This is a genomic window from Muriicola sp. (assembly GCF_049669965.1).
GTDB lineage: Bacteria > Bacteroidota > Bacteroidia > Flavobacteriales > Flavobacteriaceae > Muriicola.
The window spans coordinates 15,253-32,061 of sequence record NZ_JBATLB010000108.1; the positions used below are offsets into that span (position 1 = coordinate 15,253).

At 41.0% G+C, this 16,809-nt stretch carries 17 protein-coding genes and 1 pseudogene; 9 read left to right on the plus strand and 9 right to left on the minus strand.

Going from position 1 to position 16,809, the window contains the following annotated elements; all coding sequences use genetic code 11:
• Positions 1 to 4: 4 nt before the first annotated feature.
• On the plus strand, positions 5 to 604 hold the full coding sequence (locus WBM49_RS05810; protein WP_424371117.1) for a YdeI/OmpD-associated family protein: 600 nt from the start codon (positions 5 to 7) through the stop codon (positions 602 to 604).
• A gap of 73 nt (positions 605 to 677) precedes the next feature.
• Here WBM49_RS05810 and yajC read toward each other — a convergent pair whose 3' ends face one another.
• From yajC to nusB, 3 genes are read right to left on the minus strand one after another with little or no spacing between them, the layout of a single operon-like run.
• Positions 678 to 962, minus strand: coding sequence for a preprotein translocase subunit YajC (gene yajC / locus WBM49_RS05815; protein ID WP_424371118.1), 285 nt, complete (start codon positions 960 to 962; stop codon positions 678 to 680).
• A gap of 24 nt (positions 963 to 986) precedes the next feature.
• Positions 987 to 1,469: a DUF1573 domain-containing protein gene (locus tag WBM49_RS05820; protein ID WP_424371119.1), complete on the minus strand. Its 483-nt coding sequence runs from the start codon at positions 1,467 to 1,469 to the stop codon at positions 987 to 989.
• A gap of 45 nt (positions 1,470 to 1,514) precedes the next feature.
• Positions 1,515 to 2,462 (minus strand): transcription antitermination factor NusB, encoded by a 948-nt coding sequence (nusB, locus tag WBM49_RS05825; protein ID WP_424371120.1) that lies wholly within the window; start codon positions 2,460 to 2,462, stop codon positions 1,515 to 1,517.
• Between the two features lie 169 nt (positions 2,463 to 2,631).
• On the opposite strand from nusB, the gene WBM49_RS05830 reads away from it, so the two are divergent.
• The 3 genes from WBM49_RS05830 (at position 2,632) to WBM49_RS05840 (ending at position 7,493) form a co-directional block, all read left to right on the plus strand.
• The gene (locus tag WBM49_RS05830) at positions 2,632 to 4,386 is read left to right on the plus strand and encodes an ABC transporter ATP-binding protein (protein ID WP_424371121.1); all 1,755 of its coding nucleotides are present in this window, start codon (positions 2,632 to 2,634) and stop codon (positions 4,384 to 4,386) included.
• A gap of 74 nt (positions 4,387 to 4,460) precedes the next feature.
• Positions 4,461 to 4,832, plus strand: coding sequence for a PUR family DNA/RNA-binding protein (locus WBM49_RS05835; protein WP_424371122.1), 372 nt, complete (start codon positions 4,461 to 4,463; stop codon positions 4,830 to 4,832).
• Between the two features lie 135 nt (positions 4,833 to 4,967).
• On the plus strand, positions 4,968 to 7,493 hold the full coding sequence (locus WBM49_RS05840; protein WP_424371123.1) for a M14 family metallopeptidase: 2,526 nt from the start codon (positions 4,968 to 4,970) through the stop codon (positions 7,491 to 7,493).
• Between the two features lie 36 nt (positions 7,494 to 7,529).
• Here WBM49_RS05840 and WBM49_RS05845 read toward each other — a convergent pair whose 3' ends face one another.
• Together WBM49_RS05845 and WBM49_RS05850 are read right to left on the minus strand one after the other, a co-directional pair.
• Positions 7,530 to 8,567, minus strand: a complete 1,038-nt coding sequence (locus WBM49_RS05845; RefSeq protein ID WP_424371124.1) for a lysophospholipid acyltransferase family protein — start codon at positions 8,565 to 8,567, stop codon at positions 7,530 to 7,532.
• Between the two features lie 5 nt (positions 8,568 to 8,572).
• Positions 8,573 to 9,493 (minus strand): bile acid:sodium symporter family protein, encoded by a 921-nt coding sequence (locus WBM49_RS05850; RefSeq protein WP_424371125.1) that lies wholly within the window; start codon positions 9,491 to 9,493, stop codon positions 8,573 to 8,575.
• Between the two features lie 195 nt (positions 9,494 to 9,688).
• Between WBM49_RS05850 and WBM49_RS05855 the strand changes: the two genes are divergently transcribed.
• Both WBM49_RS05855 and WBM49_RS05860 read left to right on the plus strand, forming a co-directional pair.
• Positions 9,689 to 10,249, plus strand: coding sequence for a thioredoxin family protein (locus tag WBM49_RS05855; protein WP_424371126.1), 561 nt, complete (start codon positions 9,689 to 9,691; stop codon positions 10,247 to 10,249).
• 10 nt (positions 10,250 to 10,259) lie between these two features.
• Positions 10,260 to 10,802, plus strand: coding sequence for a GNAT family N-acetyltransferase (locus tag WBM49_RS05860; protein WP_424371127.1), 543 nt, complete (start codon positions 10,260 to 10,262; stop codon positions 10,800 to 10,802).
• Between the two features lie 5 nt (positions 10,803 to 10,807).
• On the opposite strand, the gene WBM49_RS05865 is transcribed toward WBM49_RS05860, so the two are convergent.
• On the minus strand, positions 10,808 to 11,350 hold the full coding sequence (locus tag WBM49_RS05865; RefSeq protein ID WP_424371128.1) for a YfiT family bacillithiol transferase: 543 nt from the start codon (positions 11,348 to 11,350) through the stop codon (positions 10,808 to 10,810).
• A 180-nt stretch (positions 11,351 to 11,530) separates the two neighbouring features.
• Here WBM49_RS05865 and WBM49_RS05870 point away from each other — a divergent pair, with 180 nt between their 5' ends.
• Together WBM49_RS05870 and WBM49_RS05875 are read left to right on the plus strand one after the other, a co-directional pair.
• Complete coding sequence (locus WBM49_RS05870) at positions 11,531 to 12,169, plus strand: peroxiredoxin (protein WP_424371129.1); 639 nt, start codon at positions 11,531 to 11,533, stop codon at positions 12,167 to 12,169.
• A gap of 134 nt (positions 12,170 to 12,303) precedes the next feature.
• The gene (locus WBM49_RS05875; RefSeq protein WP_129605219.1) at positions 12,304 to 12,498 is read left to right on the plus strand and encodes a cold-shock protein; all 195 of its coding nucleotides are present in this window, start codon (positions 12,304 to 12,306) and stop codon (positions 12,496 to 12,498) included.
• A 461-nt stretch (positions 12,499 to 12,959) separates the two neighbouring features.
• On the opposite strand, the gene WBM49_RS05880 is transcribed toward WBM49_RS05875, so the two are convergent.
• The 3 genes from WBM49_RS05880 to WBM49_RS05890 all read right to left on the minus strand — a co-directional run bounded on the left by WBM49_RS05880 (position 12,960) and on the right by WBM49_RS05890 (position 16,251).
• Entirely contained in the window at positions 12,960 to 13,892 is a 933-nt protein-coding gene (locus tag WBM49_RS05880) for a peptidylprolyl isomerase (RefSeq protein ID WP_424371130.1), read from the minus strand.
• A gap of 95 nt (positions 13,893 to 13,987) precedes the next feature.
• Positions 13,988 to 15,376, minus strand: a complete 1,389-nt coding sequence (locus tag WBM49_RS05885; protein WP_424371131.1) for a M28 family peptidase — start codon at positions 15,374 to 15,376, stop codon at positions 13,988 to 13,990.
• Entirely contained in the window at positions 15,373 to 16,251 is an 879-nt protein-coding gene (locus tag WBM49_RS05890; protein WP_424371132.1) for a PPK2 family polyphosphate kinase, read from the minus strand. Before WBM49_RS05890 ends, WBM49_RS05885 begins: the two co-directional genes overlap by 4 nt.
• A 191-nt stretch (positions 16,252 to 16,442) precedes the next feature.
• Between WBM49_RS05890 and WBM49_RS05895 the strand changes: the two are divergent.
• Positions 16,443 to 16,809, plus strand: a pseudogene (locus WBM49_RS05895) (hypothetical protein); the annotation flags it as partial.

Below are 16,809 nucleotides of genomic sequence, written 5' to 3' on the forward strand. Positions count from 1 at the left end.
ATCCATGCCTGGTAAGTCAGAAAAACTGGAAGCTTTTTATTCAAAAGAACATCCGTACAAGGAAGGGATTGGCATCTTACGTGAACTGGCATTTCAAACAGAGTTAGAGGAAACCTTGAAATGGGGAGCTCCGGTTTACACCTTAAACAAGAAAAATATCTTTGGGATCATAGCTTTTAAATCTTACTTCGGCCTTTGGTTCTTTAATGGTTGTTTTCTTACAGATCCTGAAAAGGTTTTGGAAAATGCTCAGGAAGGTAAAACCAAGGCTATGCGCCACTGGAAGTTTCAATCTGCTCAGGAAATACCTCCACAACAAGTGTTGGTCTATATGAAAGAAGCCATTAAAAATCAAAAACAGGGTAAAGAATGGATCCCGGAAAGAACTAAAAAGACCGTCATTCCTGTAGGATTAAAAGCTGCCTTAAAAAAGGATCCCACTCTCCTGGCCTCTTTTAGGTCATTAGCCCCTTATAAACAGCGGGAGTATTGTGAATATATAGACACCGCAAAACAAGATAAGACCAAACAAGCCAGGTTACAAAAGATCCTTCCCATGATTCTGGAAGGTTATAGCTTCAATGACAAATACCGAAACTCTTAGGATCTGAGTTTTTAGAGCAAAAAAAAACACCGATGGCAAATTGCCTCGGTGTCTTTCGTAGTAAAGGATATTATTATTTTGCCGGAGCAGATAATTTATTGCTCATTTCCATGGAAATGGCAGATCGGTCAAATTTCAATCTCCCGGCCATCGTCTCAATAATACAGGAAAAATCCTTTTCATTAAGTTCAACGATCTTTCCGTGAAGACCACTTTTAGTGACTATCTTATCTCCCTTTTTAAGTGCTGCTGCAAATTTCTTTTCATCTTTCTGACGTTTCATTTGAGGTCGTATCATAAAGAAATACGCTACCACAAAAATCAAAATCATTGGGAGGAATTGTCCAATATCACCCATAGTATATTCTGTATTTTAAAACGTTTATTTTACCGGTCCTAAGGCAGATGCCGAAGCAGCTGTTTTTGGATTAACGAAAGCCTTTATTCGTAAAAGCTCTGATCCTTTTGCTGTATTCGCTGAAACAGTCACTGTTTTAGTAACCTGATTTTGGCCTGAACCATTGAATTTTACCAACATTTCCCCGGTTTCTCCTGGAGCAATGGGCGTGTTCTTGGGATATTCTGGCACGGTACACCCACAACTACTAGTTGCGTTGGTAATGATCAGCGGAGCATTCCCCGTATTGGTAAAGGTAAAAATTGTTTCCTGTGGAGTGCCTTGGTCAATAGTTCCGAAGTCGTGTTCCGATCTATCAAAGGTCATTACAGGTAGATTCTTTGCGGCAGCATCTCTTTCTGCGGCCACTTCTACATTAGCGGTTTCAATTTTGTTCGAGGCTTTTTCTTTACAGGAAACAAAACCTGTCATGGCAATGATTCCAAAAGCTATGAATACTTTTTTCATACAAGTAGATTTTAATAATTTGGTGCAAAATTAAGGAATATTTGCTTACAGAAGTCCTCTCCCCGCTTTTTTAAGTTTTCCTGCTGTTTTATACTCCTTTACTAATTTGTCCAAAATACCATTAATAAATATGCTGCTTTTTGGAGTGGAATACTCTTTGGCGATCTCCAGGTATTCATTGATGGAAACCCGCTCCGGAATTGAAGGGAAATTAAGAAGTTCACAGATGGCCATTTTAAGTAATATAGCGTCAATATCTGCGATCCGATCTTTGTCCCAGTTAGGGGTTTTACCCTGAATCTCATCCTCCAGCGCCTTGTTATTTAGTAAAGTCTTGCTCAATAGCTTAAGAGCAAACTCCATATCCTGCTCGTCCTTCAGAAGTTCCGGCAGAAAGTAAGAAGGCGACTCATCTTTCTTTATGCTCTTAAATTGCTTCAGGACAAAGGTGTTGACCAAGGGAATATCATCTACCCATGTCAGTTTATCGTCCTCAAAGAATTCATATAATTTCTCATTCGGCGCAATGACTTCCCTGAACAGGTCTATGATCAGGTTTTTATCTTCCCCGTATGAATTTCCTTCCTGAGCCATATAGATCTTATACAGCCTGCTTCTCACTATTTCCTTGTAGAGTATCTTAATATAATCTGCATTGAGATACCAACCCTTAATTTTTCGCTTATTCAATTCAGCGGTAAGCGAAGGATTGTTTACCAATTGCAGCAATAATTGATTTTTGATGAATTTCTCCTTGTCCGGAAAACTATCGGTGGCCGAGGCCATATACTTCTTGGTGTCGTGCATCACATGGTTTTCTGCCATAGTGTGCAATTCTCTGAGAAGACTCAGCATTAAAAGATAGAGGGTATAGGTGTTCTCAACACTTACTTTGAGGAATTTTTCCTGTTTTTCAAGGGAATCATCCTTAGATTGGGTGATTGCATAAATACACTGCATAACCTTCACCCGTAGTTGCCTTCTCGTAAGCATTTTTAAAGAACTTTAGTCAATGATACCTAATTGTTGGGCAAAAATAACAATATCTTCCACATGATCACTCCGTATTTGAAGGATTATCTTAAGCCTTTTATAACATTTGATTTCTATTGAATCTTCTATCTTTGCGCTGCTGCGAAATTTCAGGAGCCAACCACGGAATATGAAAGAATTAAAACACCTCAATAAATACTTTAGGAAATACTGGTTCAAACTATTCCTGGGGATCATCATTACCATCATTGCCAGAGTTTTTCAACTCGTAATGCCCTCTTATGTAAAAAATTCGATTGAAGTGGTTGAAAAGTATATGGGGGGACTAATCACAGAGCCCGAAGCAAGATCCTTACTGCTGGAATATATACTTATCATTATTGGAGCGGCTCTTCTTTCAGGTTTCTTTACCTTTTTAATGAGGCAAACAATCATCAATGTTTCGCGTTATATAGAGTACGACCTGAAAAATGAGGTGTTTGATCATTATCAGCTGTTGAACCTCAATTTTTATAAAAGGAACCGCACTGGGGATCTGATGAATCGAATCAGTGAAGATATTAATCAGGTTCGATTATACGCAGGTCCGGCGATCATGTATGGGATGCAGACCCTAACACTCTTTGTCTGCCTTATTCCCCTTATGTTTATTAAGGCCCCTACCATTGCGTTCTACGCGCTTTTACCCCTGCCAATTTTATCGGTTTTGATCTACAAGATCAGTAAGATTATTCATAAACGAAGCACCAGAGTACAAGAATTCCTATCGACCTTATCTACCTTTGCCCAGGAAACTTTTTCGGGGATCTCTGTTATAAAAGCGTATACCCTGGAACCTAAGATCAATGCAGAAGGCAGTACCCTGGCCATCGAAGGAAAAAACAGGAGTATGGACCTCGCCAAAGTGGATGCCTGGTTCTTTCCGCTTATGATCTTGCTGATAGGGATCAGCAATATCTTTGTGATCTATATTGGCGGCAAGGAATACATAAATGGGAACATTGAATCCATTGGTACCATAGCCGAATTTATCCTTTACGTAAATATGCTTACCTGGCCGGTGGCCATTGTAGGTTGGTTAACTTCGCTTGTACAACGGGCAGAAGCCTCTCAAAAACGTATCAATGAATTCCTCAAAGAACAACCCGATATTAAGAATGAGGTCTTGGAACCAACCCCTATAAAGGGGGAAATTACCTTCGATAAGGTAACTTTTACCTACGAAGACACGAATATTACGGCCCTTAAAGACATTTCTTTCCACATTGAAACAGGTCAAACGGTAGCCATCCTGGGAAAAACCGGATCAGGGAAGTCTACTATCCTTGACCTTGTGGCCCGTCTATACGACGTGAGTGCAGGTGAGATAAGGATAGACGAAACTCCGGTTAAAAAACTCAATTTGGAGAGTTTGAGAAGCGCGGTAGGAGCCGTACCACAAGATGCTTTTTTGTTTTCAGACTCTATCTCAAACAATATCCGCTTTGGAAAAGAGACGGCCTCTCAGGAGGAGATCATTGAGGTTGCTAAAAAAGCAGTGGTTCATGAGAATATTATGGGCTTTTCCAAAAAGTATGATACCGTCCTGGGAGAACGGGGCATTACCTTAAGTGGCGGACAAAAACAACGGGTATCTATTGCCAGGGCCCTATTAAAGAATCCTGACATTTATCTTTTTGACGACTGCCTGTCGGCGGTAGACACAGAGACCGAAGAGGCTATATTGAACAACCTTAAAAAGGCATCCAGAAACCGTACCACCCTCATTGTGAGCCATAGGGTTTCTTCTGCCAAGAATGCCGATAAGATCATTGTCCTGGAGGCAGGAAAAATAATTCAGGAAGGTACACACGACGAATTAGTAAACCAGGAAGGCTACTACAAAGAGCTTTACACCCACCAATTGTCTGAGAAAGAAAACTAGAATTTCTTTGCTGAATTAGGTTTTTTTTTACATTTTTGAAGACTCTATAACTAACTAGTACTAGCATATACCAAATGGGCGACAAAGATTTAATGGATCAGGAGGATATTTTCTCAAAAGTTTTAAGGGCCGGAAGGAGAACCTACTTTTTCGATGTTAGAAGTACCAAAGCAGGTGATTACTACCTTACCATAACAGAAAGCAAGAAGTTCACCCATGATGACGGATCTTTCCACTACAAAAAGCACAAAATCTATCTGTATAAAGAAGACTTTCAGGCTTTCAGAGAGAATATGGAAGAAATGATGGATTATATCATTTCTGAAAAAGGACAAGAGGTGATCTCCGAAAGACATCAAAAAGATTTTAAAAAGGAGGAGGACGATACCGCAACTATTGAAAAACCTTTAGACAGTTTTACGGATGTTGATTTTGACGATATTTAAATTCGATTGATCTTACTATCTTTACAGGGCCTTATATAAAGGCCTTTTTTTATCACTTATACGCACAAAGTTAGACAGCTCTTCTTGGTATAGGACATACTATTTATTACATTTAGCACTCTTAAAACTAAAAGAATGAAAAAAATATTTCTCGCCTTGTGTACGGTACTTTCTACAGGCCTTTTTTCTCAGGAACAGGTAACGCTCAATTACTATCTTCCACAAGATATTACCTATGATCCTTCAATACCAAAACCGGCAGAAATCATAGGTCATGAAGTTGGAGAATGGCATGTAACGCACGACAAGCTAATGTTTTATATGCAAACACTGGCCGAGGCTAGCGATCGTATCACCATAGAGAACAGGGGAACCACCTTTGAAGGCAGGCCCATATTATTGCTTACGGTGACCTCTCCAAAAAATCATTCTCAATTAGAAGAAATTCGTCAAAAACACCTGGCACTATCAGAAAGCGGGAGTGCTGGAACAGATCTTGAATCATTACCTATTGTAGTGTATCAGGGATTTTCTGTGCATGGAAATGAGCCTAGTGGCGCAAATGCCGGACTAGCTTATGCCTATTATTTGGCAGCAGCACAAGGACCGGCAATAGATGCGATGTTGAATAACACTATCATTCTGATGGACCCCTCATTCAATCCGGATGGCTTACAACGATTTGCCTACTGGGCAAATACCAATCGCAGCATGAACCTCAACCCGGATGAGAACGAAAGGGAATACCATGAAGTTTGGCCGGGTGGCCGCACCAATCATTATTGGTTCGACATTAACAGGGACTGGCTTCCTGTGCAATTACCAGAAAGCAGGGCCCGTATTAAAACCTTTCACAATTGGCTGCCCAATATTTTAACGGACCATCATGAAATGGGCACCAATTCTACTTTCTTTTTTCAGCCGGGAGAACCTTCCAGGGTGCATCCCCTGACCCCAAAAATGAATCAGGAACTTACCGCCGAGATTGGCACCTACCATGCGAAGGCATTAGATAAAATAGGCTCACTGTATTATTCAGAGGAAAACTACGATGATTATTATTATGGCAAAGGGTCTACCTTCCCGGATGTGGTAGGCAGTGTGGGTATCCTTTTTGAACAGGCTAGTTCCAGGGGACATATTCAGGAAAGTGACAATGGACTACTCACCTTCCCCTTTACCATCAGAAATCAATTTACCGCTGCTCTTTCTACTGTTGAAGCAGCACAAAATATGCGAACTAAGATTCTTAGCTATCAAAGGGATTTCTATCAGGGACAGCGCGATGAAGCCGCCAGAAGTAAGACCAAGGCGATCATCTTCGGGGACGAGAAAGATGCCGCCAAGACCTGGCATCTTGCCGAGATCCTTCACAGACAAAATATCAAATTCCACGAATTGAATCAGGATGTGACACTGGCAGGTTCGCGCTATAAAAAAGGGAACAGCTATGTAGTACCCATGAATCAAAAGAATCATCGTCTTATAAAGGCCATGTTCGAAAAAAGAACCACGTTTACGGATAGCCTTTTTTACGACATCTCTGCCTGGACCTTCCCCCTTGCCTTTAATGTAGATTATGCAGAACTCACTTCCTTGGCCAATGCCGGACCCGAGATAACCGACTTTAAACCGCTTACCGGCGCTGCTAGTGGGGAAAGCAACTATGCATACCTCTTCGAATGGCATGAATACTATGGCCCAAAGGCTCTTAATAAGATCTTAAACAAAGGAATCAGGGCCAAGATCGCCCAATATCCCTTTAGTATGAACGGGATCTCCTATGACTACGGTACGGTGATGATCCCCGTTCAAAATCAGGACCTGAATAAAAAAGATCTGTACAACTTTCTCAATGAAGTGGCAAAAGAAAGCTACCTTAAAATCACAGCAGTGAGCACGGGTGTTACTCAGGGCATTGATCTTGGAAGCGGCGATTTTGAAGCGGTGGAAAAACAGAAAGTGGCCATCATTGTAGGAGAAGGGATCAGATCGTATGATGCCGGTGAGATCTGGCATTTATTCGATACCCGTTATGATATAAAACTCACTAAGATTGATACGGAATATTTGAGTAGAACAGACCTAAGCTCCTATACAGATATCATTATCCCAGGTACCTCGGGAGGTGGTGGCTTAAGCAAAGGCAATGCGGAAAAGTTAAAAGAGTGGGTTAAAGATGGAGGCAGTCTCATAGGCTATCGCACCACCGCCAATTGGTTCGGACAACAAGAATTCCTGGATCTTAAGTTTAAAAAAGACACCCTGGTCGCAAAAAACATACCCTTTGGCAAACGGAATGATTTTCGGGGAGCTCAGGTTACAGGCGGTGCAATTTTTGAAGCAAAAATAGACAGGTCGCACCCAATTAATTTTGGCTATAAGAACAACAGTATTGCCCTATTTAGAAATAGCAATATTTATCTGGAACCTGAAAAAGACAGTTACGATAATCCTATTCAATATACGGCCTCTCCCTTGTTAAGTGGTTATATATCGGAGGAGAATGCTGAGCTAATCAAAAATAGTGTTCCCTTTAAAGTAAGCAGAATGGGCCGGGGCAGGGTAATCCTTTTTACGGATAACACCAATTTCAGAGCTTTTTGGTATGGCAGCAATAAATTGTTGATGAATGCCATTTTCTTTGGAGATATGATGTAAACGGTTGCAGGAGTGTAGGTTCAGTCCCGGTATATACTAGGGTCTCCTGAGTTTGACATAGGCAAGATTGTACAGAAAGTGTACAAGGACAATTGCTGTTGCAGTTATTGGATCTATAAAAGTGGCCAAAAGAAACCATACGAGAAGGTAAAAAACCGGTTGAAACAGCAAGGCAAAAGAAAATCGGTATGTACTCACGAACTCTATTTCATCGATCCTCGGTTTAATAAGTTTTCTCCATATTAAAAGCATGGGCATATTAATCACTTCAAAAATGAAGGTCGCGACTTTAATTTTCCGTGGCGGATGAGTTTTTCCTGGGTGCTTTTGGCCCAATTGATAGTTGTTAATAGCCAAATTTGTTTCCTGAGGATTTAGGTAATCAGCGCCCGTCCCATCCAGATAATGAAGCAGCTCCAAATAATCATATTGTTCGTCTATATGAGTTGTTTGCTCTTTTAAGGCTTCATAAACCCTCTCCTTGATAGTGGCAACAGACCCAAGATGATCTTTATGATCGTACAGCGCCCGAGACGATATGGGTTCACCAAAATAAAAGGCTACGCTGTCCCGGAAGGCATCGGCTTTTTTGTAATTAATCCCTACGGGCACAAGTTGCACGTCTAATGCCGGATATTGATCTAAGGTGGCAAATAAAATACGTGTAAACCCTTTGCTTAAAGGTCGGACACGCCTCATAATATTATGATTGGCTTCTGGAAATAAAAGAATCGCTTCACTTTTATTCAGCAGCTGAGTGCACTGTCTGAAGATAGCTTCATTTTTACCAAGCGTATCTCTCCCATCTCGCATACGGTAAATGGGCAACATTCTCAGAAAACTAAAGACTTGATTTACTACAGGATTTGTAAAAACGTCTGCCCGGGTCAGAAAATAAGACCTGAAAGGTGTCACAGCTGCGATTACCAGTGGATCCAGCAGGGCATTCTGATGGTTTGCCAGGAATAGCACTGGTTTATTCCTGGGAACCGTTTCTATGCCGTGAAGTTTCACTTCTCTGAAATAACAGAAGAGCCCGAAACTAACTATTTTCTGAGTGAGAAGATACATCATGGTTTTCATGGTCTGGCGTTTTTTCTTATTGGGGTGAGGGCCCAGAAGGAACCTAAAAGTGAACCGGAAATAAGATGCCATATTCCCCAAAAAGCTGTAATGATCGCCATACCGCCCAGACCATCAAAAAAAGTAAAGATAAGCACCAGTCCCAAACCAGAATTCTGAATACCGGTCTCTATGGTAATACTTCGAACATCAGCAACCGATAAACGAGCTAGCCTAGCAAGTGAAAAGCCAGTGAAGAATGCCAGGGCGTTGTGTAATAGCACCAGCCAAAATACGTAAATAAGATATTCCTTTATAAGCTCCCAATTATTAAAAACCACTAGCAGGATCAAACAAATAAAAAATCCAAGGGAACAAATTTTTAGATATCTGGAGATTTTCTTCGCAGTTTGACGGAAACGATGATTGATCCAAACACCCGCAATCAAGGGTAATCCCAAGATCAAGGTAACCAACTCTATCATTTCTAGTGGATCTATGGCAATTTCCTTTAACAACAAATTTGTGGGCTCATACATAGATCCCCATAAACTGAGATTCAGAGGCGTAAAAATTATGGCAAGGAGCGTAGCATTTGCGGTTAGGGTAACAGATAATGCAGTATTCCCTTTCCCTAAGGAAGAAATAAAATTAGAGATATTTCCACCCGGACAAGCCGCTACCAGAAACATTCCCAGGGCCATACTGGGCATAGGCCGCAGTATTAATACCAGGAGAAACGTAATAAAGGGAAGAACTAAAAACTGACTAAGAATACCCACCACAATTGGTTTGGGATGTCGCAGAAGCTTTCTAAAATCATCCAGTGTTATATCTAGCGCCACCCCAAACATGATAAAGGCCAGGATCAGATTGAGGATCCAGAGTGTTTCTGTGCTAAAATTTATACGAACCGCATCTAAAGAAGCTTCTATCACCTGTGACAAATTGAAAATTAGTATTTCTTGTAATGGGCCTTCCTGCCAAAGATAAGTAAGTTCCCCTTCTATAGCCCAATGGGGTTGTCTACTTAAGCTTTCACTGCTTTATTAAGACCTGCGCTTATAAAAATATCAGGATACTTCTTGCTTTAGTTCCGTGCTTATTACTTTTGTATCCTAAAGAGAGAAAACATGGCACGAACAGAAAGCAATATGCTACCCTTGGGAACGCTAGCTCCAAATTTTTCACTGCTAGACACCGTTACGGACAAACGTAGAACATTGGAGGACATAAGAGGAAAAAACGGAACGGTGATCATGTTTATATGCAATCATTGTCCGTTTGTAAAGCATGTCAATCCTCAAATTGCACTTTTAGCAAAAGACTACCTGTTAAAAGGTATAGGTTTTGTTGCTATCTCTAGTAATGATGTCTTAAATTACCCACAGGATGCTCCCCATTTAATGAAGGAGAACGCAATTCTGGAGAACTATAGCTTTCCGTATTTATACGATATTACCCAGGAGGTAGCCAAAGCCTATGAGGCGGCTTGCACACCCGACTTTTATTTGTTTGATGCAGCGCTACGTCTTGTGTATCGTGGGCAGTTAGATGATTCCCGTCCCGGAAACGGTCTGCCCGTTACGGGAGCGGACCTTCGGATGGCACTTGATTTTTTGTTAGCCGGCAAATCCTTACCCAAGAACCAGAAACCTAGTATTGGATGCAATATAAAATGGAAGGATCATTGAGATCACCCTTATGAACGGACCACTAAGACTCCAACCTTTGAATACTGCTACATTTTCCAATTATTGTGAAATTGGGGAGCAGGCATACCGGGAACACTACCTTCATCTCTGGCCGGAAAAAGACCCATCTCCTTACCTAAAAAGTAGTTTTACAACCGCTGTTCTAAAGAACGAAGTCTCGGATCCTGCCACTTTCCATTTTATCATACGAAATAAACAGGAAGGAATAGGAATAGCAAAATTAGTAAGGAACAAAGGTTTCAAGGAGTTCCCTGATACAAATTCTATACTTCTGGAAAAGATTTATCTCCTGCAAAGGTTTACCGGAAAAGGTTGCGGGACACAAGTCCTGGAGCAACTGGAAACTTATGCTAAAGGATTGGGCATGCGATATATATGGCTGGCTACCATGAAAAAGGGAGAGGCTTTAAAATTTTACCAGAAGCTGGGCTATTCCATTAGAGGAGAACAAATACTACCTTTTGAAAATGCAAGACCAGAGGAAAAAGGAATGTATATTTTGGCGAAAGAAGTTTTTACTGCGGTCCCTTAACCAGATCACCAGGTATTGCGATCCAGCAGTGCTTGAATGTGTGCCAAATGGTGATTTCCATGCCAGGCGTAGCGTCCAATATTTTCTTTCAGGGTTGTTTCTGAATTGCCCACGGGATGAATAAATGTCTTCATAAGATCTTCTTCAGATAGTCCTTTGAGGAGGTATACCAATTTGGCGTGAACAGCATCAAGGTGTTTTAGGGACAGGTCTATCGGAGCCGAAACAGCATCGAATAAAAGTGCCCACTCCTTTTCCAAATAGGGTTTTATAACCGGCCTGTCTTCTGTGAGTGCCCATTTAAAACGAATATAACTATGATGATGACTGTCTGCCAGGTGATGCACCACCTGCCGGACTGTCCAACCCCCGGCACGGTATGGGGTGTCTAGCTGCTCCTTTGATAATGGGATTACGAGGTCCGAGAGATTAACGGGCAAGGCTTCCATCTGGGCGACCCAATCCTTAACCAGAAGCGGATTGATGATTGCGGGCTTTACGAAATGACCTATGGGGTATTTTAATTGCTCAAGTTCTAAATCATCCATGGTTTAAAAATAATAGACCTATTTAGGCTTACCTAAGAATGAAGGTAAACATTTGGTTAGAATGGAATGAAAAGTAAAAGATAGCAAATTTTAATATAGAATTAACCCAGGAGATCCTTAAAACTGATAATTCTCTATTAAATTTGTAGGATAGATAGGTTACTAAAATAAAATACAGTTATGGCAACACTAAGATTGGGCGACACGGCCCCAGATTTCACTGCAGAAAGCTCTGTAGGAAGACTTAATTTTTATACGTATTTAGGGGATAGCTGGGGTATACTTTTTTCCCATCCAGCAGACTTCACCCCTGTTTGTACCACGGAATTAGGGACAGCAGCAAAATTTAAAAAGGAATTTGAAAAACGCAATGTAAAAATGTTGGCCTTGAGTGTGGACGGGAGGGAATCTCATTTAGAATGGATAAAAGACATAAATGAAACCCAAAACACAGAAATAAACTTTCCGATCATCGCCGATGTAGACAAAAAGGTATCCGATGCTTATGATATGATACATCCTAAGGCGAATGATACTCTTACGGTACGCTCTGTGTTTATTGTGGCACCAGACAGGACCATCAAGCTTATCCTAACCTATCCCGCCTCTACCGGTCGTAACTTTTATGAATTACTCAGGGTGATAGATTCCCTGCAACTCACCGCATATCACAAAGTGGCAACTCCCGCGAACTGGAAAAATGGTGAAAAAGTAGTTGTTAGTCCTTCCATTTCTACTGCGGAGGCAAAAAAACTTTTCCCCAAAGGAGTAGATGAGATCAAGCCTTATTTAAGACTAACTCCAGACCCAAGCGCATAGGAGGTTCAGCGTTTTTTAGGCAGACTAAAAGAACAGAAATTGTGGAGCGCTATAAAGATTAGGACAGAAATCCTTTATTTTCAATTAATTAAACGTACCTTTGCGACTTAATTAACAATTTATTTTTTATTATTATGAGTAAAGGAACAGTAAAATTCTTCAACGATTCTAAAGGCTACGGCTTTATTACTGAAGATGGTTCGCAAGAAGATCACTTTGTACACATTTCTGGCTTAATTGACGAAGTACGTGAAGGTGACGTTGTAGAATTTGAACTACAACAAGGAAAAAAAGGATTAAACGCCGTTAATGTGAAAGTATTAGATTAGGTAAAAATTCCATTTTTTAGCATAACCCTGGCCCAATGGTCAGGGTTTTTTTTGTGCTAATTTTATTAAATTTCAAATTGTTAATAAGTTGTTACTAACTTCAACCACCTCGGCCACAACAATTTCCCTTTTATTGCGTCTTATCAGTACACCCCTTTAACCAATTAATAACCAACAGGATGTATTCTTTCTTTTGGATCCTTTTAATATTGATCGCCATCAATATCGTTTTATTATTATTCAGTATCACCGGAAAAACAAAAATGTAAAAAAACCCACCTGATGGTAGGGTTTATAGTGAATAGGATGTTATACTTAAAAAAAGAATATGTCTATTTTCTTTAGCATCTTATTATTCCTGGTAGCACTGAATATGGCTTTGCTATTGTTTTCCATTCAAGTCACAAAACGCAGTTAAGTGTGTTTTAAGTTTTGATTGAATTCAATAAACGGCAACCTCTTTATTTGGCATCCATTAATTCCACATCAAAAATCAAGGTGGCATTCGGAGGTATTACCCCTCCTGCACCCGCGCTGCCGTAAGCCAGATCTGACGGGATCACAAAACGTGCCTTATCCCCTACTTTCAAAAGGCCAATGCCCTCATCCCAACCGGGAATTACCTGGCCAACACCCAGTTGAAAAGAAATAGGCTTATTTCTTTTATAGGACGAATCAAATACCTGTCCGTTTAAAAGCGAGCCTTCATAATGTACTGACACTTCTTTGCCTTTTGAAGCTGGTTTACCAGATCCCTTTTGAATCATTTTATATCGCAATCCGCTTTTAGTCTTATCAAATCCCGCCGCGATCTTTTGTAATTCTGCCTCGGCCTTTTCTTTTTCCTCAGCGATTCTTTTTGCCCTGGAACCTTCAAAGGTTCTGAAAGCTTCGATAGCATTCCATTCCTGCGCTTCTTTACCAACCCTTACTATTTCGATTGTCTCAATACTATCGCCCTGTGCAATGGTATCTACTACTTCCTGCCCCTGTTCTACATTTCCAAAAACTGTATGTTTATTATCTAACCATGGTGTGGCGATATGAGTGATAAAAAACTGACTCCCGTTGGAGCCAGGACCCGCATTGGCCATGGAAAGAACTCCAGGACCATCGTGTGTAAGTTCCGGGTGAAATTCGTCATCGAACTTGTACCCCGGATCTCCGGTGCCAGTTCCCAATGGGCAGCCTCCCTGAATCATAAAATCTGGGATAACCCTGTGAAAGGATAAACCGTCGTAGTAGGGTGTACCCTGAGGTTTTATATCATTTTCGAGTGTTCCCTCCGCAAGTGCTACGAAATTCCCAACTGTCCCAGGGGTTTTATCGTGAGTTAGTTTTACAAGGATCTCTCCTTTGCTAGTATTGAATTTAGCGTAAATACCGTTTTGCATATCATTTATTTTAATGAGTTGCAAAGGTATAAAAATTAACAGCCACCTCCTCCCTGATGGCCTTTAGAACCAACTAAATTTTTGGTGATTAGTTACTAATCAACCGAGCCCAACTGATAAGTATCCGCAAGATAGATCAGACTGGTCATTGCCGCTGCTCCCAGCTCCAGTTCGCGTCTGTTAACATGTTCAAATGTATCATTTTCAGCATGGTGATGCACAAAATAGCGTTGCGTATCCGGACGTAAACCAGCAAGCACCATACCTTCTTTTTTAAGCGGACCAATATCTGCTCCACCACCCCCTTTTGTAAACTCTTGCACCATATATGGCTCAAAAAGTGATTTCCATTCTAGAAGAGTTGCAAAATCCGATTCTGAACTGTCAAAAGAAAATCCTCTGGGGGTAAAGCCGCCTGCATCACTTTCCAGAGCAAATACGTGCTTTTCTCCCTTGGCTTGGGCGTCAGATGCATATTGCCTGCCACCTCTAAGGCCATTTTCCTCATTCATAAATAACACTACACGAATAGTCCGTTTGGGGATATACCCACTCAATTTTAGGAGGCGCAAGACTTCCATACTTTGCACACAACCTGCTCCGTCATCGTGTGCGCCATCACCGAGATCCCAGGAATCTAAATGGCCACCTACCACCATGATCTCTTCTGGTTTGGAACTGCCTTTGATCTCACCAATGACATTAAAGGAAGGCACGTCTTCCAGTTGTTTGCAATTAAGCTTAAAATAGAATTGAATGTTGGGATCTAATTTGAGCGTAGTACTTAAAAATTCTGCCCCATTGGTACTAATGGCCGCCGCCGGGATCTTTTGCGCTTCCGGCAGATCCCCGTAATTGGTAGAACCCGTATGTGGATAATCATCTAGCTTTAGATTCATCGACCTCACAATTACACCAACGGCACCGTATTTTCCCGCCTGTGCCGCCCCGGCTGATCGCTGATCTACAGCACCACTATACGCCTGAAAAGTATTTAACAAAGTGGGATCCATGGGCCGATTAAAAAAAACGATCTTCCCCTGAATCTTTTCTTTCCCCAACTTATCCAGATCACTTAATTCCCTTACTTCAATTACATTCGCTTTTACACCACCCGGAGGGGTAGATACAGATCCTCCCAGCGCACATATAGGAACATTACTCGTGTATCCGGGCTTGCTTTCGATATAGGCAAATTCTGGTGTACCACGAACCCATTTTGGCACCATGACCGGTTGTAACCAAACCCTGTCCAGGCCCAATGAATCTAGTTCTGCCTTTGTATACGTAATAGCCTGTTCTGCCTGAACAGAGCCCGATAATCTTCCTCCTATCTGATTCGACAGGTAATTTAACCAATCATAGGCCTTCCCTTTTGTAAGGGCCAGGTCGTAGATTTTCTTTAGTTGTTTTTCATCCTGCGTTTGGGCATGGATTATTCCAATGCTCACAAATAGGATCAGGCAACATAATTTCTTTATCATTCGTTTTCTAGTTGGAATTTATACGATTCAATGTTTGCTTTTGTTTCTTCATCCAATTCTGGCTCTACCACATCTGTATATTTTGTTAGTTCCTGAAGCAATATTTCAGCAACCAGTACCCTGGCAGCCTCTTTATTATCTGCCGGAATCACATACCAGGGAGCGTGTTTCTTGGAGGTCTTGTTGATAGCGTCTTGGTAACATTCCTGATATTTACCCCACAAGGCCCTTTCTTTAAGGTCTCCGGATGAAAATTTCCAATTCTTTTCTTTTAATGCTAATCGTCTTAAAAGGCGTTGACGTTGTTCCTCTTTTGATAAATGCAAAAAGAACTTAAAGATTATTGTGCCATTTTGAGCCAAATGTTTTTCAAAATCGTTGATCTGAGTGAACCTCTTTTCCCAAAATGCCTCGTCAATATCTTTTACACTGTGAATTCCTGGAATGTGCTCACTTAAGATATACTCCGGATGCACGCGCGTAACCAGTACATTCTCGTAATGAGTCCGATTAAAAACACCAAATTTGCCCTTCGGTGGTAAGGCGATATAATGACGCCAAAGATAATCATGACTTCGTTCAAGATCTGTTGGCACCTTAAAACTATACACCTCCACACCTCGGACATTAAATGCTTTAAATACTTCCCGGATTAAACTGTCTTTGCCGGAGGTGTCCATCCCCTGCAAACAAATGAGCACACTATATTTGTCATGCGCGTACATCACATCCTGAAATTTACCCAATTTTACCCGTGTTTTCTTTAGATATTTCTTGAGTTCTTTCTCTGAAGCATGGAGATCCTCCTCTGTTTTTATGGAATTTAGTTGAATAGACTTTTCTACCCTATATCCATTCGTATCAATATTCTTCATAGGTTGAATATAAAATAATTTATAAACTCCTGGTAGTTCCTGTCCGTAAATAAACTGATAAAATTGCCCATTAGATGGTATAAATTCACCTAAATCGTGGCTTTTTTCCCTTATGACGATAAAATGAGGTCATCCCAGACTTCTCATTTACCTTTATTCTTCCTAAATCTTATCCTTAAAAGCCTTTGCTAATGAAAGGACTTATAACTTATTTATGGCTATCGCTTTTATCACTCCCGGCAGTCTCGGTAGTTCCAAATGCATGTGATTATGCGGGTTCTAATATCAGCTATATCAGGACGCAGACCCAGAAGGCTCTGGAGGCCGAAAAGTTAAACATGGTGCACTACTACGCCTATAAAGCTTTGAACGCCATTGATAAGTCCAAACAACAGTTCAAAGACTGTGGGTGCGAATATGCCCAGCAAAGTATTGAAGAAGGAGAGAACAATCTTAGAAAGGCCATCAAGGTTACTTCCCTGCTAAGTTCCAGAATGTTGCTCGAAAAGGCCCTGGAAGATACTCAGGGCAGTCTGGAAGCTCTGCAAGATCATACAG